General features: G+C 67.1%; 6 protein-coding genes. 4 read left to right on the top strand and 2 right to left on the bottom strand.

Going from position 1 to position 16,799, the window contains the following annotated elements:
- Positions 1–65 precede the first annotated feature (65 nt).
- Positions 66–4,001 (top strand): hypothetical protein, encoded by a 3,936-nt coding sequence (locus YM304_RS17820; protein WP_015443115.1) that lies wholly within the window; start codon positions 66–68, stop codon positions 3,999–4,001.
- A 76-nt stretch (positions 4,002–4,077) separates the two neighbouring features.
- Here the strand turns inward: YM304_RS17820 and YM304_RS17815 are convergent, their stop codons facing one another.
- Positions 4,078–4,401 carry a hypothetical protein gene (locus YM304_RS17815; protein WP_015443114.1) on the bottom strand — a complete coding sequence of 108 codons (324 nt, stop codon included), beginning with the start codon at positions 4,399–4,401 and terminating at the stop codon, positions 4,078–4,080.
- Between the two features lie 171 nt (positions 4,402–4,572).
- On the opposite strand from YM304_RS17815, the gene YM304_RS17810 reads away from it, so the two are divergent.
- From YM304_RS17810 to YM304_RS17800, 3 genes are all read left to right on the top strand, one after another.
- Positions 4,573–8,136 (top strand): HYR domain-containing protein, encoded by a 3,564-nt coding sequence (locus YM304_RS17810; RefSeq protein ID WP_015443113.1) that lies wholly within the window; start codon positions 4,573–4,575, stop codon positions 8,134–8,136.
- Positions 8,137–8,197: 61 nt separating this feature from the next.
- Positions 8,198–11,941, top strand: coding sequence for an HYR domain-containing protein (locus tag YM304_RS17805; RefSeq protein WP_154723530.1), 3,744 nt, complete (start codon positions 8,198–8,200; stop codon positions 11,939–11,941).
- Between the two features lie 75 nt (positions 11,942–12,016).
- Positions 12,017–13,003 (top strand): SAM-dependent methyltransferase, encoded by a 987-nt coding sequence (locus tag YM304_RS17800; RefSeq protein WP_041298418.1) that lies wholly within the window; start codon positions 12,017–12,019, stop codon positions 13,001–13,003.
- Between the two features lie 167 nt (positions 13,004–13,170).
- Here the strand turns inward: YM304_RS17800 and YM304_RS23020 are convergent, their stop codons facing one another.
- The gene (locus YM304_RS23020) at positions 13,171–16,737 is read right to left on the bottom strand and encodes an RCC1 domain-containing protein (protein ID WP_015443110.1); all 3,567 of its coding nucleotides are present in this window, start codon (positions 16,735–16,737) and stop codon (positions 13,171–13,173) included.
- Positions 16,738–16,799: the final 62 nt, after the last annotated feature.

The raw sequence follows: 16,799 nt of genomic DNA, 5'->3' as shown, positions 1-16,799 counted from the left end.
CAAGTCAGAGCGTGCTGACCCGGTGAGATGACGCTCGAATAACGGCGGTCTGCCAGGGTGGAAGCGTGAAGAAGTTCTCCCTCATCTCATGCGCAACCGTGGTGTCGCTCCTCGCCGGGCTGGCCGCGACCGAACCACCCGTCGCAGCGCTCCCGGTCGAAGGCCGTGAACCGCTGCTCCTGACCGACCTCGACACGAGTCCGTACGGCATCGAGTCCCGTCAGTTGTTCGCGAACGCCACGCACGTCTTCGCGATCAGCCGAGAGCGGCCGGTGGACACAGGTGACCTCGGATCATCGGATGACACCTATGTGGTGTGGAAGATCGACCGCGCGACCGGTGCCGCCGAGACCCTGATCGACTCGACCGACGGCATCACGAGCATGGAGCTCGGGTTGATGAGCGGGAACCAGCTGATCGGCGCCGCCAGGCGTGATTCGATCGGCTACGAGCTCTTGGTCATCGACGTCGTCGCCGAGTCGTGGGAGATGATCGACGTCTACGACGGAAGCGAGAGCTCGTATCCGAGCCAGTTCACGGAGTTCGACGGTGAGATCTACTTCCGCGGCGACGAGGGAACGGGTTCGGAGCTCATGCGAACCGACCTCACCGCTGCAGGGACCGAAACGGTGCTCGACATCGACCCTGGCGCCCCGTCGTCCTACCCCACGGGTCTTACCGTCGCCCCGGTCACCGGCGGGGGAGAGGCGCTCTACTTCAGTGCCGACAACGGGGTCGATGGCAACGAGCTGCATCGCTACGACCCGACCACGGGCCTGACGATGTTCGAGACGCGTCCGGGCCTCGCCGATGGCAACCCCTCTCTCATCCAGACGTCGGACGACGGCTCGCTGTACTTCGTGTCTCGAGATGCTTCGAACTTCAACCTGGTCCGGCGGATCTCCGAATCGACCGCAACCCCGGCGACCGACACGATCGAGGTGGTGTCGGACGCCGGAAACGTCACGGGCTTGGACCTCGTCGGGAACTTCGCGTGGGAGGGGCGGATCAACGGCCTGTACACGATCGCCGACTCGACTGCGACGTCGCAGCTCGTGAAGTCGGGGCCGAACATCGGCAGCACCGTGGGACTCTCGAACGGCAACGCAGTCTTCGTCGAGCGCGTCGGCGACTATCAGTTCTGGGTCAGTGACGGGACCGAGGCCGGCACCGTGGCAATCGGCGGTACTGGGGCGTCGCCGGTAGCGGCCCTCGATGGAAGCGCGGCACTTCTGGCCGTCGAAGCCGGAGACGGCTTCGAACCGTGGATCAGTGACGGGACCGTCGGTGGCACGCGCCAGATTGCCGACATCTTCCCAGGGCCGGCGCCGTCGATCGGCTTCTCGGCGCCCGTGGCGGTGGATGACGGTTGGTACTTCGTTGCCGACGATGGTGTGTCCGGTCAACAAGTGTGGTTCACCGACGGGACCGCTACGTCACAAGTGACCTCGATCAACACCGTCATCACCCAGTCGTCGTTCCCGAACGACTTCTCCCAGTTCGGCGCCGACGCCGTCTTCACTGCATCGAGCTCGGCGACGGGCGACGAGCTGTGGATTCACGACCGAACCGCCGACGAGGTTCGGCTGGTGGCCGACATTCTTCCGGGTGCGGAGGGGTCGCGGCCGCGACGGATCGCACCGTTCGGCGACCGGTTCGTGTTCGAGGCCGACCGCCCGGACATCGGCTACGAGCCATTCATCTCCGATGGAACGGCTGCGGGCACTCACCTGCTCGCCGACACGCGTCCGGGTGATCTGGGCGGCAACTTCAGCAGCGGGGTCGAAGTCAACGGCAGCTACTTCTTCCGTTCGAACGGTGACCTCTGGGTCGTTCGTCCGGGCGGCACGACGGCGACGATGTTCGGTGAGTTCGAGACGAGCAGCATCGTCGGAGCGATCAGCGGCCGTCTTCTCGTGCAGACCGACGACGGACCAACCGACGAACTGCATGCAGTCGACACGGAAACCGGATCGACGACACTGCTCATCACCGACTTCGAGGCGAGCGGGGACGCCGTGGAGTTCGGTGGACGTCTGTACGTCATGCGCGACGTCGACACAGGTGAAGGCGGTGGTGGCGTCAGTTTGCTCGGAGATGGCGATGAGATCGTGTTCCGTACCGATGGCACGGTTGCGGGCACCGCAGCCGTCGCTGGTCTGAACGACCTCCCGATTCAAGAGCTCTATGCCACCGACCAGCAGCTTGTCGCCGTGGCCTACGAGGACGACGGCGGGGGCGCCGAGGAATTCACCGAGCCGAGGAGCATGCTCGGCGACGAGTACGCGTTCTTTCAAGTCGGGCTCGACGATTCTGCAGCCCCGATCACCGTGCCGGCGGGAGATCCCATCAGCCGGATCGATGCGGGGCCGGGGGAGAACGGCGACCTCGAACTTGCTGGTGCGATGGTTCTCGGCCTGACGCGTGGCGAGGGAAATATGGGCGGCAACCGCCTCGAGGAACCAACGCGCACTCGCCAGATCGTGTCGATCGACGGCACCGTGATGACGGTCATCGAGGAGACGACCACCGACGAGTTCGATTTGCTCGGCGTGTACGACGACGAACTGTTCTTCGTGACCGAGATGGAAGAAGCGTTCGAAGGAGTGAGTGGGTTCGCCCCCACACCGGCGAACACCACCAGGGTGTGGCGCACCAAGGGTGAGGTCGACGCAGCGAGACCGCTGTTCGACTACGAATTGCACGGCTTCTACCAGGCGCGCCCGACGCTGATCGGCGACGTCATCTATGCCCGTGCCGACACCGAACTGTTCGGCACCGAACCGACCGTCTTCTACCTCGGCGACGAGCCGACCGTCGAGCCTGACCCCGACCCCGACCCGGATCCGGATGTGTCGGTGGAGGTGGTGTCGTTGACGCCGGGTCGTGTGTTTGCGTCGCGGGTGTCGGATGAGACGGTGGATGGGTTGTTCGAGGGTGGTGGTCGGATCGAGGCGGGTGAGTTCGTGGAGGTCGAGATCGCGGGTCGTGCTGGTGTTGCCGATGATGCGAAGTCGGTGGTGATGAACATCACGGCGATCAATCCGTCGGGTCGTGGTTATGTGACGACGTATCCGTGTGAGACGCGGCCGTTGGCGTCGTCGTTGAACTATGGCGCTGCTGGTGCTGTGGTTGGTAATGAGTTGGTGGCGAAGCTGAGCGGTGAGGGTGCGGTGTGTGTGTTCTCGTCGGCCGAGACCGATCTGTCGATCGATGTGGTGGGTTTTGTGCCGGCGGTGTCGGAGGTCGTGTCGTTGGATCCGGGTCGTGTGTATGCGACTCGCGCATCGGATGAGACGGTTGATGGTGTGCAGGAGGCGACGGGTCGGATCCCGGCGGGTGAGTTCGTGGAGGTCGATCTGGCTGGTCGTGCTGGTGTTGCTGGGGATGCGAAGTCGGTGGTGATGAACATCACGGCGATCAATCCGTCGGGTCGTGGCTACGTGACGGTGTTCCCGTGTGGTGATCGCCCGTTGGCGTCGTCGCTGAACTATGGGTCGGCTGGCGCGGTGGTCGGTAACGAGTTGATCGCGAAGCTGTCGGCTGATGGGACGGTGTGTGTGTTCTCGTCGGCGGAGACGGATCTGACGGTTGACGTGGTCGGCTACATCCAGGAGAGCAGTGCGGCGGCGTCGTTGGATCCGGCTCGTGTGTACGCGACGAGAGCGACCGATGAGACGGTTGACGGTGAGCAGGAGGCGACCGGTCAGATCGCGACGGGTGAGTTCGTCGAGGTCGAGATCGCGGGTCGTGCTGGGGTGCCGGCGTCGGCGGGTGCGGTGGTGATGAACATCACGGCGATCAACCCGACGGGTCGCGGGTTCATCACGACGTATCCGTGCGAGACGCGGCCGTTGGCGTCGTCGTTGAACTACGGCGCCGCTGGTGCGGTCGTTGGCAACGAGCTGGTCGCCAAGCTCTCCACCGACGGCACCGTGTGCGTGTACACGAGCGCGGCGACCGACCTCACCGTCGACGTCGTCGGCTACATCCCCGCCTGAGGGCCGACGTCAATCGGTGTCAGACACAGAATGACGAGTCATTCTGTGTCTGACACCGGATGATCGGTCGGCGGGATCAGAATCCGCGGTTGTTGTCGCGCTTCTTCGGCGGCGCCTTGAACGGGGCTTCGATCAGCATCTCGAACCGGGCGTCGTCGGGCTGGTTCGGCTCGTTCATCTGCTGCAGGTAGCGCTTGAGCGCAGCGCGACCGGCGGTCACGTGATCACCCTTCACACCGACCGAACGCGACAAGGCGTCCTTCGCCTTGGCCACGCGCTCTTTGCGGGTCGCCTTCTCGGCGTCGCTGAACACCCGAGACCCCTTGTTGGCCTTGGCGGCGGCGTTGGCTTCGCGCTGGGCTTCCAGCTTCTGGAGCGGGGTGAGCTTCTTGTCGGGCATGTTGGCTGCTTCCTGTGGTTTGCGAGGGGCGGACGATACCGGCGGCCCGCTCGTGGGAGTCCGGACGTGGCGTGTGAGTAGTTCCTACTCATGACAGCGGCGACCGGATCACGCACGATGAAGAGCGGCACCACCGGTGTGTGCCTGGTGCGAAACAGGAGGCTGCGTTCCATGTCCACACGACCCCATCATCCCGTGAGCGTCTGGGGCAGGATCGCGGTGGCCATGGCCACGGCAGCTGCGCTCATCATCACCGCCGCGCCCACGCTGCAGGCAGAGACCAGTCAGACGGTGACGGGCGACGAGATCCTCGGGCCCGGCGGAAGTGCACAGTTCGGCTCGACGCTGCTCGTCCTGTCGAACGGCAACTACGTGGTGACCGATCCGATGCACGACGGTGCCTTCGCGACCGACATCGGGGCGATCTACCTCTACGACGGCACCGACGATTCGGTCATCAGCCGCATCACCGGCACGCAGTCGAACGATCGTGTGGGCAACGGACTCATCGCCGAGGTCGGCGACTCGAACGTCGTGGTCGTCAGCCGAAACTGGGCGAATGGTGCAACCCCGAACGCGGGCGCAGCGACGTGGATCGACGGGGTCACCGGGTTGAACGGAACGGTTGCTCCGTCGAACAGTCTCGTCGGCGAGGCGACCGGAGATGCCGGAGACACTCGCATCACCGTGTTGGCGAACGGGAACGGTCTGGTGAGTTGGCGCAACTGGGACCGTGGCGGCGTGGTCGATGCAGGTGCGGTGACGTGGGTACCCGGCAACACCGGCATCTCGGGACCGGTGAGCGCGAGCAACAGCCTCGTCGGCAGCGGCGACTATGACCGGGTCGGTGGCCGTGGGGTTGCCGTGCTGACCAACGGCAACTACGTGGTCGCGAGCCCTGACTGGGATGGCGGCGGCCCGGTCGAGCGCATCGGTGCTGCCACCTGGGGTGATGGTGCTGTCGGCGCGACGGGCGAAGTGAGCGCAGCGAACAGCCTCGTCGGATCCACGATCGACGACCGAGTCGGCATCTACGGAATCACTGCGCTCGCCAACGGCCACTATGTGGTGGCCAGTGGCTGGTGGGACGGGCCGTTCGCGAACGTCGGCGCGGTCACCTGGGGCGACGGTGAGTCCGGTCTGGTCGGCGTCGTGAGCGCCGCGAACAGCACGATCGGACAGTCGGCCGACGACTCGACCGGCACGGTGACCGCATTGTCCAACGGGCACTACACGGTGTCCAGCCCGCTCTGGGACGACGGGTCGACGGAGAACGTCGGCGCGGTCACGTGGGTCGATGGTTCCGGCCCCAGTTCGGGTGTCGTCACGTCGAGCAACTCGCTGATCGGATCGACGTCAGGCGACGAGGTGGGTACGGCGACGGCGCTCACCAACGGCAACTACGTCGTCACGAGTGTCGAATGGTCGAACGGCAGCGCCGCGGGCGCGGGTGCAGCGACGTGGCGCGACGGGTCAGGCCCGGCGCCGGGCGTCGTGTCGGTCGCCAACAGCCTCGTCGGCGGGCAGACACTCGACCGGGTCGGCATGCGCGTGACTCCGTTGACCAACGGCAACTACGTCGTCGAGAGCGCACACTGGGCCAACGGTGCGAACACCCGAGCCGGCGCGGCGACCTGGGGGAGCGGTACGAGCGGCGTCGCCGGCCTCGTGTCGCCGAGCAACAGTTTCGTCGGCGTGAACGTCGACGACTTCGTGCCGCGCGTGATCGTGCCGCTCACGAACGGCAACTATCTGATCTCGAGCCCGCATCTCGACAGTTTCGGTGTGACCGACTCTGGTGCGGTGACGTGGGCCGACGGCGAGGTCGGGGTCGTGGGCTCATCGCTCGACGGAACCGTGAGTCTGTATGGCGACAGTCCGAACGACCTGATCGGCTCGGAGGAGATCCCCGAGTTCCACGACATCGTGGCGTTGCCGAACGGCAACGCGATCGTCGTCAGTTCCGACTGGGATTCCGACACGCACACCGACGCCGGCGCGATCACCTGGATCGACGGCACGACCGGACTCGCCGGCCCCGTGTCGGCCTCGAACAGCCTCATCGGTCCGGCGGCGAGCTACCGCCTCGGACAGAACGGGCCGAACGTGATCGAGTCGGGCGACGTGATCGCCGCGAGCTCCTTCCTCGACGGCCGCTACGGAGCGACGCTCATGGTCGGAGACCGACCGACCGTCGGCGTCGCGACCGAGTCCAACACGGCGTTCGGCAGCGGAGCGGGCTTGGCCTACGACCCGCAGCCGTTGCTCACGAGTGATGACGCGGTGCTGCTGCGGACGATCAACAATCGAGTCTTCGCCGTTCGTATCGATCGCGGTCCCGAGTTCACCTCGGTCGGAGCCAACATCTCGGTGACTGCGGCCAGCGGCGCGTCGACGGCAGCCGTCTCGTTCACGACGCCGACGGCGTTCGACCTTCGTGACGACACCACATCGTCGGTCGCATGCCTCCCGGCGTCGGGGTCGGCGTTCCCGATCGGCACCACGACGGTCACCTGCACGGCGACCGACGCTGGTGGGCTGACGTCGGAGACGACGTTCGACGTGACGGTCGTCGGTCCTGCGGCGAGCGAGATCGTGTCGCTCACACCGGGTCGCGTGTTCGCCTCGCGCTCGACCGACGAAACGGTCGACGGTCTGTTCGAAGGGGAGGGTCGCATCGCAGGTGGCGACGTCGTCGAGGTCGACATCGCCGGTCGGTCCGGTGTGGCCGGCGACGCCAAGGCGGTGGTGATGAACGTGACCGCGATCAACCCGTCGGGTCGTGGGTACGTGACGGTGTCACCGTGCGGCGATCGTCCGCTGGCCTCGTCGCTCAACTACGGGTCGGCCGGCGCGGTCGTCGGCAACGAGTTGGTGGCCAAGCTGTCCGGGACGGGGTCGGTGTGCGTGTTCACGTCGGCCGAGACCGACCTGACGATCGATGTCGTCGGGTACGTCCCGTCGACGAGCGGGGTGGTGTCGGTCGATCCGGCTCGGGTGTATGCGACTCGAGCGTCGGACGAGACGGTCGATGGGGAGCAGGAGGCGACGGGGCGGATCTCGGCGGGTGAGTCCGTCGAGGTCGACATCGTGGGTCGCGCCGGTGTGCCGGGTTCGGGTGTCGGTGCGGTGGTGATGAACATCACGGCGGTGAATCCGTCGGGTCGCGGGTACGTGACGGTGTCTCCGTGTGGTGATCGTCCGTTGGCATCGTCGCTCAACTACGGGTCGGCCGGCGCGGTGGTGGGCAACGAGTTGGTCGCCAAGCTCTCGGCCGACGGCACGGTGTGCGTGTTCTCGTCGGCGTCGACCGATCTGACCGTCGATGTCGTCGGGTACGTCCCGTCGTCGAGCGCCGCTCGCTCGCTCGATCCGGCTCGGGTGTACGCGACACGGTCGGGTGATGCGACGGTCGACGGAGATCAGCAGGGCGTCGGGCGTGTGGTTGCGGGGTCCTTCGTCGAGGTCGACATCGCGGGTCGTGCCGGTGTTCCAGCATCTGGTGTTGGTGCCGTGGTGATGAACATCACGGCGGTGAATCCGTCTGGTCGTGGGTACGTGACGGTGTCTCCGTGTGGTGATCGTCCGTTGGCGTCGTCGCTCAACTACGGGTCGGCCGGCGCTGTGGTCGGCAACGAGTTGGTCGCCAAGCTCTCGGCCGACGGCACGGTGTGCGTGTTCTCGTCGGCCGCCACCGACCTCACCGTCGACGTCGTCGGCTACATCCCCACCTGACCGCCCCCTGCGTCATCCGGTGTCAGACACCGGATGACGTGGGCCGGTTGGAACTCTGCGCATGAGAAACGGCGAGCTGGCTAGGTTCTCGCCGATGCGGACACATCGCCTTCTCGCGCTCGCGCTCGTCGGAACCACGGGGATCATCACCACGGCCTCCGACGCTCCGGCCTCAGCGGACATCTCGCCCGACATCACCCAACTCGATCTCGTCGGGCCGGCTGGCAGCGAGACGTTCGGTGCCGACGTGCTGGTGCTGTCCAACGGCAACTACGTCGTGACCGACGTCTTGCACGACGAAGGTGGCGTCGCCGACGTCGGCGCCGTCCACCTCTACGACGGCATGTCCGACACGGTGATCAGCACGCTCACCGGGTCGACGGCGAGCGACGAAGTCGGCTCGGGCGGGATCTTCGAAGTCGGCGACTCCAACTTCGTCGTCGCGAGTGGCGATTGGGACAACGGCGGAGTGGTCGACGCCGGGGCGGTCACCTGGGTCGACGGTGAAATCGGACTGTCTGGCACGGTGAGCGCAACGAACAGCTTCATCGGATCAGCAGCGTCGGAGTGGGTCGGCTCCGGCCCGATCGTGGTGTTGACCAACGGCAACTTCGTCGTCGGCAACGGGCGGTGGGACGGCGGCAAGGGCGCGGTCACGCTCATCGACGGCAACGTCGGCATGATCGGCTCGGCGACATCGTCGAACAGCCTCGTGGGCGTCACGACCGACGACGGTGTGGGCTACGACACACCGGTCGCGCTGACCAACGGAAGTTTCGTGGTGGGCTCGTCGACGTTCTCGGCGATCGGTGCGAACGGCGGTGCCGCCACCTGGTCCGACGGCGAGGTCGGCGTGACCGGCCCCATCACCGAGTTCAACAGCTTGCTCGGCGAAGCCGGCGACGAAGTCGGTTCCAGGATCACGCCACTCACCGACGGTGACTATGTCGTGGAGTCGGAGTACTGGGACGGAGCCGGCAACGACTACGGCGCGGCGACGTGGGGCAACGGCGAGGGTGGCACGGTCGGCATGGTCGACGCGACGAACAGCCTGGTCGGGAGCTCCGACGACGACCTCGTCGGGCGCTCGGTCTTCCCGCTCACGAACGGCAACTACGTCGTCGCCTCGCAGTACTGGGACGGGCCGGGCACCGACCTCGGTGCGGTCACCTGGGGGGATGGTGACGGCGGCACGGTCGGCGAGGTCAGCGACTCGAACAGCCTCGTCGGAAGTGACAACGACGACCGGATCAGCAACGGCGGCATCTTCCTGTTGACGAACGGCAACTACGTCGTCAGCTCGACGTTGTGGGACGGAGCGGGCGCCGATCTCGGCGCTGCGACCTGGGGCGACGGCGCCACGGGGTCGACCGTCGGTGAGGTGAGCGCAGCCAACAGTCTGATCGGTGAGTTCGACGATGACTACATCTCCTCGAGCGGCATCACCGTGTTGACCAACGGGAACTACGTGGTCAACAGCCCGGATCGCAACACCTCCGACCTCAGAACGAACACCGGTGCGGTGACGTGGGGTGACGGCAACGGCGGCACGGTCGGGGTCGTCGACGCATCCAACAGCCTGATCGGTGGCGACGACTACGACGGAATCGCGGTCGGCACTCAGACCATCGCGTTGACGAACGGACACTGGGTCACCGCGAGTTTGCTGTGGGACGGCGAGCCGGGCAAACCCAACGTCGGTGCCGTCACCTGGGGCAATGGCGAGAGCGGCACGGTCGGCGAGGTCACGCTCGCCAACAGTCTGACGGGACCCGATCAATTCGACTTCGTCGGCGGTGGCGGGCTGTACGCGTTGCCGACCGGGGACTATCTCGTGGCGAGCCCACTCGTCGACGGCGACGGCGTCGACCGAGGTGCGATCACCTGGGGGAACGGAAACGGCGGGACGACCGGCGTCGTCAGCGCCGCGAACAGCCTCGTCGGCACCGCCGACAACGACCGGGTCGGCAACGTCCGCGTCACAGTGCTCGACGACGGCGACTACGTGGTCCGCACACCTGGCTGGGGAGCCGACAACCTCGGTGCGGTCACCTTCGGATCGGGCAGCGGTGGCGTCACCGGTCCGATCACGTCGGCCAACAGTCTGGTCGGCACATCTGTGAACGACGCTGTCGGCAATGTCGAGATCGTCGATCTCGACATCGGCGGCTACCTGGTCGGCACGACATCGTGGGACGACGCCGGGAGCCCCGACGCTGGTGCGGTCACATTCGGCCGTGACTCGCTCGGCGTGGCGGGCGCCATCAACGCGTCGAACAGCGTGATCGGGACCCCGTCGGGCGTGATCCGTCTCGACACCGCAGCGACGCGTACGACGTCGGGCGACAGTTACCCGGTGCCAACCTTCCAGAACCGCGTGTTGTTGATGCGCCTCGACCGCGAGCCGGCCTTCGCAACGACGCCGCCCGACGTCGATGTCGAGATCGCCGACGACGAGACCTCGGCCGTGGTGACCTACACCTCGCCGGCCGCCGACGATGTGCGAGACGGTCCGATCACCTCGTCGTGTACGCCGGCATCCGGGTCGACGTTCCCGATCGGCGACACCGTCGTGACGTGTACCGCTACCGACTCGGGCGGGCAGACCGCCACGACGACCTTCACCGTGTCGGTGACGGTCGCCGCTCCCGACGGACCCGAGGTCGTGTCGTTGAACCCGGGGCGTGTGTTCGCCTCGCGCGCCTCCGACGAGACGGTCGACGACTTGTTCCAGGGTGACGGCCGCATTGCCGCCGGCGATTTCGTCGAGGTCGACATCAACGGGCGTGCCGGGGTCGCCGACGACGCTCAGGCCGTGGTCATGAACGTCACGGCCATCAACCCGTCCGGTCGCGGTTTCGTGACCACGTATCCATGTGGTGATCGTCCGTTGGCATCGTCGCTCAACTACGGGTCAGCCGGCGCGGTCGTCGGCAACGAACTGGTGGCGAAGCTCAGCGCTGACGGTTCGGTCTGCGTCTACACCTCGGCCGAGACCGACCTGACGATCGACGTCGTCGGCTACGTGCCGTCGTGGAGCGACGTCATCTCGGTCGACCCGGCCCGCGTGTACGCGACCCGAGCCTCCGACGAAACCGTCGACGGTCAGCAGGAAGCGGAAGGTCGCGTCGACGCCGGTTCATTCATCGAAGTCGACATCGCTGGTCGTGGCGGCGTGGCGGCCTCCGGTGCCGGTGCGGTCGTGATGAACATCACCGCCATCAATCCCAGCGGCCGAGGGTTCATCACGGTGTACCCGTGCGGCGATCGCCCGTTGGCCTCGTCGCTCAACTACGGGGCGGCCGGTGCGGTCGTCGGCAACGAGTTGATCGCCAAGCTCAGCGCTACCGGTTCGGTGTGCGCCTACTCCTCGGCCGAGACCGATCTGACGGTCGACGTCGTCGGCTATGTGCCGTCGTCGAGCGCGGCGACGAGTGTCGATCCTGGACGTGTGTACGCAACGCGAACGTCCGACGAGACCGTCGATGAAGAACAGCAAGCCACTGGCCGGATCGATGCCGGCGAGTTCGTCGAGGTCGACATCGCAGGCCGCGCTGGCGTTCCGGCGTCTGGTGCCGGTGCGGTCGTGATGAACATCACCGCCATCAACCCGTCGGGTCGTGGCTTCATCACGACCTACCCGTGTGGCACCCGGCCGTTGGCATCGTCGCTCAACTACGGGTCGGCCGGCGCCGTGGTCGGCAACGAGTTGGTCGCCAAGCTCTCGGCCGATGGCACGGTGTGCGTGTTCTCGTCGGCTGCCACCGATCTCACCGTCGACGTGGTCGGCTACATCCCCGCCTGACCGCATCGCCGCAAACGGTGTCAGACACCGTTTGCGGCGATGCGATCTGCGGATCTCGCTGCGAGAATCGGGCCGGTGAGCGCCGACCCGATTCCGTTCGATCAGTTCATGGACGCGGCGTTGTACGGACCCGCCGGGTTCTACACGTCGGGTGGCGCCGCCGGTCGCCGCGGTGACTTCCTCACCTCGCCCGAAGTCGGCCCGCTCTTCGGTGCGGTGATCGCTCGCTACCTCGACGCTCAGTGGCGTCGGCTGGGCGAACCCGACGAGTTCGTCGTCGTCGATGCCGGTGCCGGCCCGGGCACGCTCGCTCGTTCGGTGCTGGCAGCGTCACCGGAGTGCAGCGATGCACTGCGCTACATCGCCGTCGAGATCTCGGCCGCCCAGCGTGAGCGCCATCCGGATGGTGTCGAGTCGGTCGAAGCGTTGCCGTCCGAGAGGTTCACGGGCGTGATCGTCGCCAACGAACTGCTCGACAACCTGCCGTTCCGCCTCGCCGTGTTCGAAGACGGCTGGCGCGAGGCCTACGTCGAACAGGGGAGCGACGGTCGGTGGACCGAGCGACTCAGCGCGACGTTCGATCCGCCGCTCTCGTGGCTGCCGGAATCGGCGCCCTTCGGAGCGCGCGCCCCTCTGGTCGACCGTGCCGCCGCGTGGGTCGCAGATGCTCGGGCGTTGCTCTCGGCCGGTTCGTTGTTGGTCATCGACTACGGCGTGCCGCACACGGCCGACATGGCGCATCGACCGTGGCGTGACTGGCTGCGGACCTATCGCAACAACGAGCGTGGCGAGCACTATCTCTCGTCGCCCGGAGCGCAAGACATCACGACCGACGTTCCGTTCGACCAGCTTCCCGAGCCCGACTCGGTCCGATCGCAAGCCCAGTTCCTGCAGCTTCATGGCATCGACGATCTCGTCGCCGAGGGCAAGCGGATCTGGGAGGAACAGGCGGCCCGACCCGGCCTCGAAGCGATGAAGATGCGCTCCCGCATCAGCGAGTCCGAGGCGCTCCTCGACCCCGCCGGCCTCGGCGACTTCCTCGTCGCCGAATGGCGAACCTGACCCCATCGCGGCCCGACCCACCCCGGTTTGTGTGACCGATTGTGGGTGTGGGGCGCAGTTTCGGTCACACAGATTCATCGCCCCGAGGTTTGGGTGACCGATTGTGGGTGTGGGGCGCGGATGCGGTCACACAAACCGGGGATGAGAGGTACAGCCTCGGGGCTGGGTCAGGTGGTGTAGCCGGCGATGTCGGCGGTGAGGTGGACCGGTGCGCTGGTGTAGATGCAGATCTGTCCGTTGGCGTCGACTTCGGCGATGATCTCGTTGCCGCCGTTCACGCCCGGCACGAAGTTGAGACTGGCCGCGTTGGGCGGCGTGTCGAGACATGGATGCACCGTCGCGTAGCCGACGCCGTCGGCGGCGATCGCCGTCACATTGATCGTGACCGTGGCCGCGTCGGCAGGGATCGCGGCTCGACCGGCCACGTCCAGTTCGAGGGTTTCGCCGGCGGAGCGCTTGCCGACACCTTCGAACTCGCCATCGACGGTGACGAGGCCGGGGCCGTCGCGGGTCTCGAGCAGGCGGGTCGGACTCACCGGTGAATACGACGTGCCCGACACGTAGCCGACCACGTCGATCGCCAGATCGGTCGCGGTCGAGGTGTACACGCACACCGAGCCGTCGTCCCCGATCGGCGCGATGATCTCGTTGCCCCGGTTCGAGCCGGCGGTGTAGTTGAGGCTGGCAGCGTTCGGCGCGGTGGGGAGACACGGGTGCACCGTGAAGTAGCCGACCCCGGATGCCCGGATCGCCGTGATGTTGACGACAGCGGCAGTCGCATCGGCGGGAACACCTGCCCGATCGACGATGTCGACCTCGTAGGTGTCACCCCCGTCGAGGGTGCCGTCGCCGGCGAAGTCACCGTCGATCGTCACACCGGCGGGTGCGGGGCGAGTGTCGGCGAGCCGGGCCGGGCCGACAGGGGAGTAGGCCGCGCCGGCGGGGAGGTAGGCCACGATGTCGACGGCGACGTCGGTGTCGGTCGACGTGAACAAACACGCGTTGCCGTCGGCATCGAGTTCGACGACCACCTCGTTGCCCAGGCTGACGCCGGCGGCGAAGTTGAGACTCGACGTGGTGGGCGGCGGGCTCAGACACGGATGGGCGGTGAAGTAGCCGACCCCGCCAGGTCGGATCGCCGTGATGTTGAGCACGGCGGCGACCGCATCGTCGGGTACTCCGACTCGGCCGGCCACGTCGACCGTCACGGCGTCACCGTCATCGAGTCGTCCGATGCCCTGCTGTTCGCCGTCGACCGTTCCGGTGCCGGGGGACGTGCGCGACTCGACGAGGCGGGCGGGTGCGACCGGGACGAACAGCGTCGCGTCGCTCGGCGGGTCGGTGGGCACCGTGGTCGTGGTCGTGGTCGTGGTGGTGGTCGTCGTGGTGGTGGTCGCACCGACGTTCTGGGTCAGTGGGACGGCGACGGGCACGGCGCTGAACGGCGGATCACCCCATGAACCGAACTCGTTGTCACCCCAGCAGAAGAGGCCGCCGCCGGCGCTGGCCTTGCGGACTGCGCACGTGTGGTTCCAGGCGTCGATCGAGATCAGGCCGGTGAGCACCGTGCCGCTCTCGTCGACGACGCGCACCGGGGCGCCGCTGCCGTCGGTGACCTGGTCGCGAGAGACGTCGGTGCCGTCACCCAAGCGGCCGCGTGTGTTCGATCCGGTGCAGGTCACCGTCTCGTCGGTGAGTAGTACACAGGTGTGCGACACCCCCGCTGCGACGTCGGTGGCTGGATTGGTGGCGGCGTTGCCGACGTCGACCATCGCGGTGGGCCCCGTGTCGGTGCCTGGCCCATTGCCGAGCTGACCGTCGTAGTCGGCTCCCCAACACCACACCTCGGCTCCGGCCGCGCGGACGCAGGTGTGGCGATCGGACGCCGACACCTGGTTGGCGACGGTGCCGGACGCGGCGACGACCGGCACGTCGGACGCCGTGTTGGTGCCGTCACCGAGCTGCCCGTTGCCGTTGGCACCCCAACAGCGGATGCCTCCGGCACTCACGATGCCGCATGCGTGGTCGTGCCCGGCGCTGATGCGCTTGCCGTCACTGATGCCGGAGACGAGCTGCGGTGTGCTGTTCGTGGTCGAGCTCGTCCCGTTCCCGATTTGTCCGGAGCTCCCTCGGCCCCAGCACCACAGTTCTTCATCGATGCCGTCGTCGGTTCGCGCACAGCTGTTGGTGTAGCCGGTGCTGATCTCCGTCACGTCGGTGATGGTCGACACGGCGACGGGCGTGGAGTGATCGCTGCTCGCTCCGTTGCCCAGCCGGCCGAATCCGCCGTCACCCCAACATGCTGCGGAGCCATCGCTGCGGGCGATGCAGACGTGCTGGAATGCCGCATCGACGTCGGTGGCGTCGGCCACACCGGTCACCGGGCCGAACGTGTCGGCCCGCGATGCGGTGCCATTGCCCAGCTGTCCGGCCGAGTTCTCTCCGGCGCACTCGATGGTGCCTCCGGCGCGCGCACACGTGAAGCTCGGCCCGACGGTCACCTGGTCGAAGGTGCGGGCATCGACGAGCCGAGCACGCGTGACCCATGCCGGCGTGTCGACGCCGAGCTGCCCTTCTCGTCCCTCACCCCAGCACGCGAGTCCGTCGGACGCGGTGATGGCACAGAAGTGAAAGCTGGTTCCGGCCACGTGCGTCGCACCGGTGATGCCGATCACCGTCGATGGCGACAGCTGGTAGGTCTCGTCGGCGATGCCGTTGCCCAGGCGTCCCGATTCGGTCTGGCCCCAGCACTGGAGCGAGCCGTCGGTGAGCCGAGCACAGGTGGCGGATTGGCCGGCGGCCACCTCGACGGCGCTGCCGGAGAGGCCGATCACCGGAGCCGGGTCGGCGTGTTCGTCGGTGGTTCCGTCGCCCAACTGCCCGTCGCTGTTGCTGCCCCAGCACTCGATCGTGCCGCCGGTGACGACCGCGCAGCTGAACTGGTCGCCGGTCGCGATGCCGATCGCCGGGCCGCTGAGCCCGACGGCGACGGGGGTGTGGCTGTCGTCGGTCGTGCCATCACCGAGTTCGCCCTCCGAGTTCGAGCCCCAGCACCAGACGTCGCCGTCCGATTCGAGTGCACACGTGTGGTCGTAGTGCGCGTCGAGCGCCACGGCGTCGACGATGCCGGCGACGGGTGTCGGAGCGGTGACGGTGTCGGTGGTGCCGGGGTCGATGCCGATCTGGCCGTCGTTGTTGTCTCCCCAACACTCGACAGTGGCGTCGTCGAGAATGACGCACGTGTGGAACCCGCCGGCGACGACCTGGGCAACGCCCGCGACGCCGAGGACGGTCTGCGGCAGTTCGACGCCGGATCCTGCGGTCGACGGCTGGACCTGGCCTTCGCCGTTCCGCCCCCAGCACGTGACCGTGGCGTCGGCGAGACGTGCGCACGCGTGTTCCTCGCCGACGGTCACCTGTTGTGCTCCGGTGACTCCCGGGACGGTGGTCGGCGTCGAAACGATGATGGAGTCGTCGTCGACGCCATCTCCGAGCTGCCCCGCCATTGCCGTACCCCAGCACTGCACCGTCGAGTCGGCCATGACCGCGCAGGTGGAGCTGTAGCCGACGTCGACGGACCCGATCGCGACCGCGGACGCCGCCGGTGCCGCCGCGAACACGGCGACCACGGCCGAGCCGACAGCGATCGCGAACGCAACGACGACACGTTTCGCCCGGGCCGCCGGGTCGGACGGGCGGCGAGATCGGGTCGGGCGTGATGCGACGGAACTCATGACGTCACCTTCCTCGCCCCGTGTTAACCGCGCGTAAATCGACGCGTCCCACCCCGGTTTGT

The organism is Ilumatobacter coccineus YM16-304, assembly GCF_000348785.1.
GTDB lineage: Bacteria > Actinomycetota > Acidimicrobiia > Acidimicrobiales > Ilumatobacteraceae > Ilumatobacter_A > Ilumatobacter_A coccineus.
The sequence above is the reverse complement of the archived record's forward strand: the minus strand, read 5'-3'. Positions and strand labels throughout refer to the sequence as shown.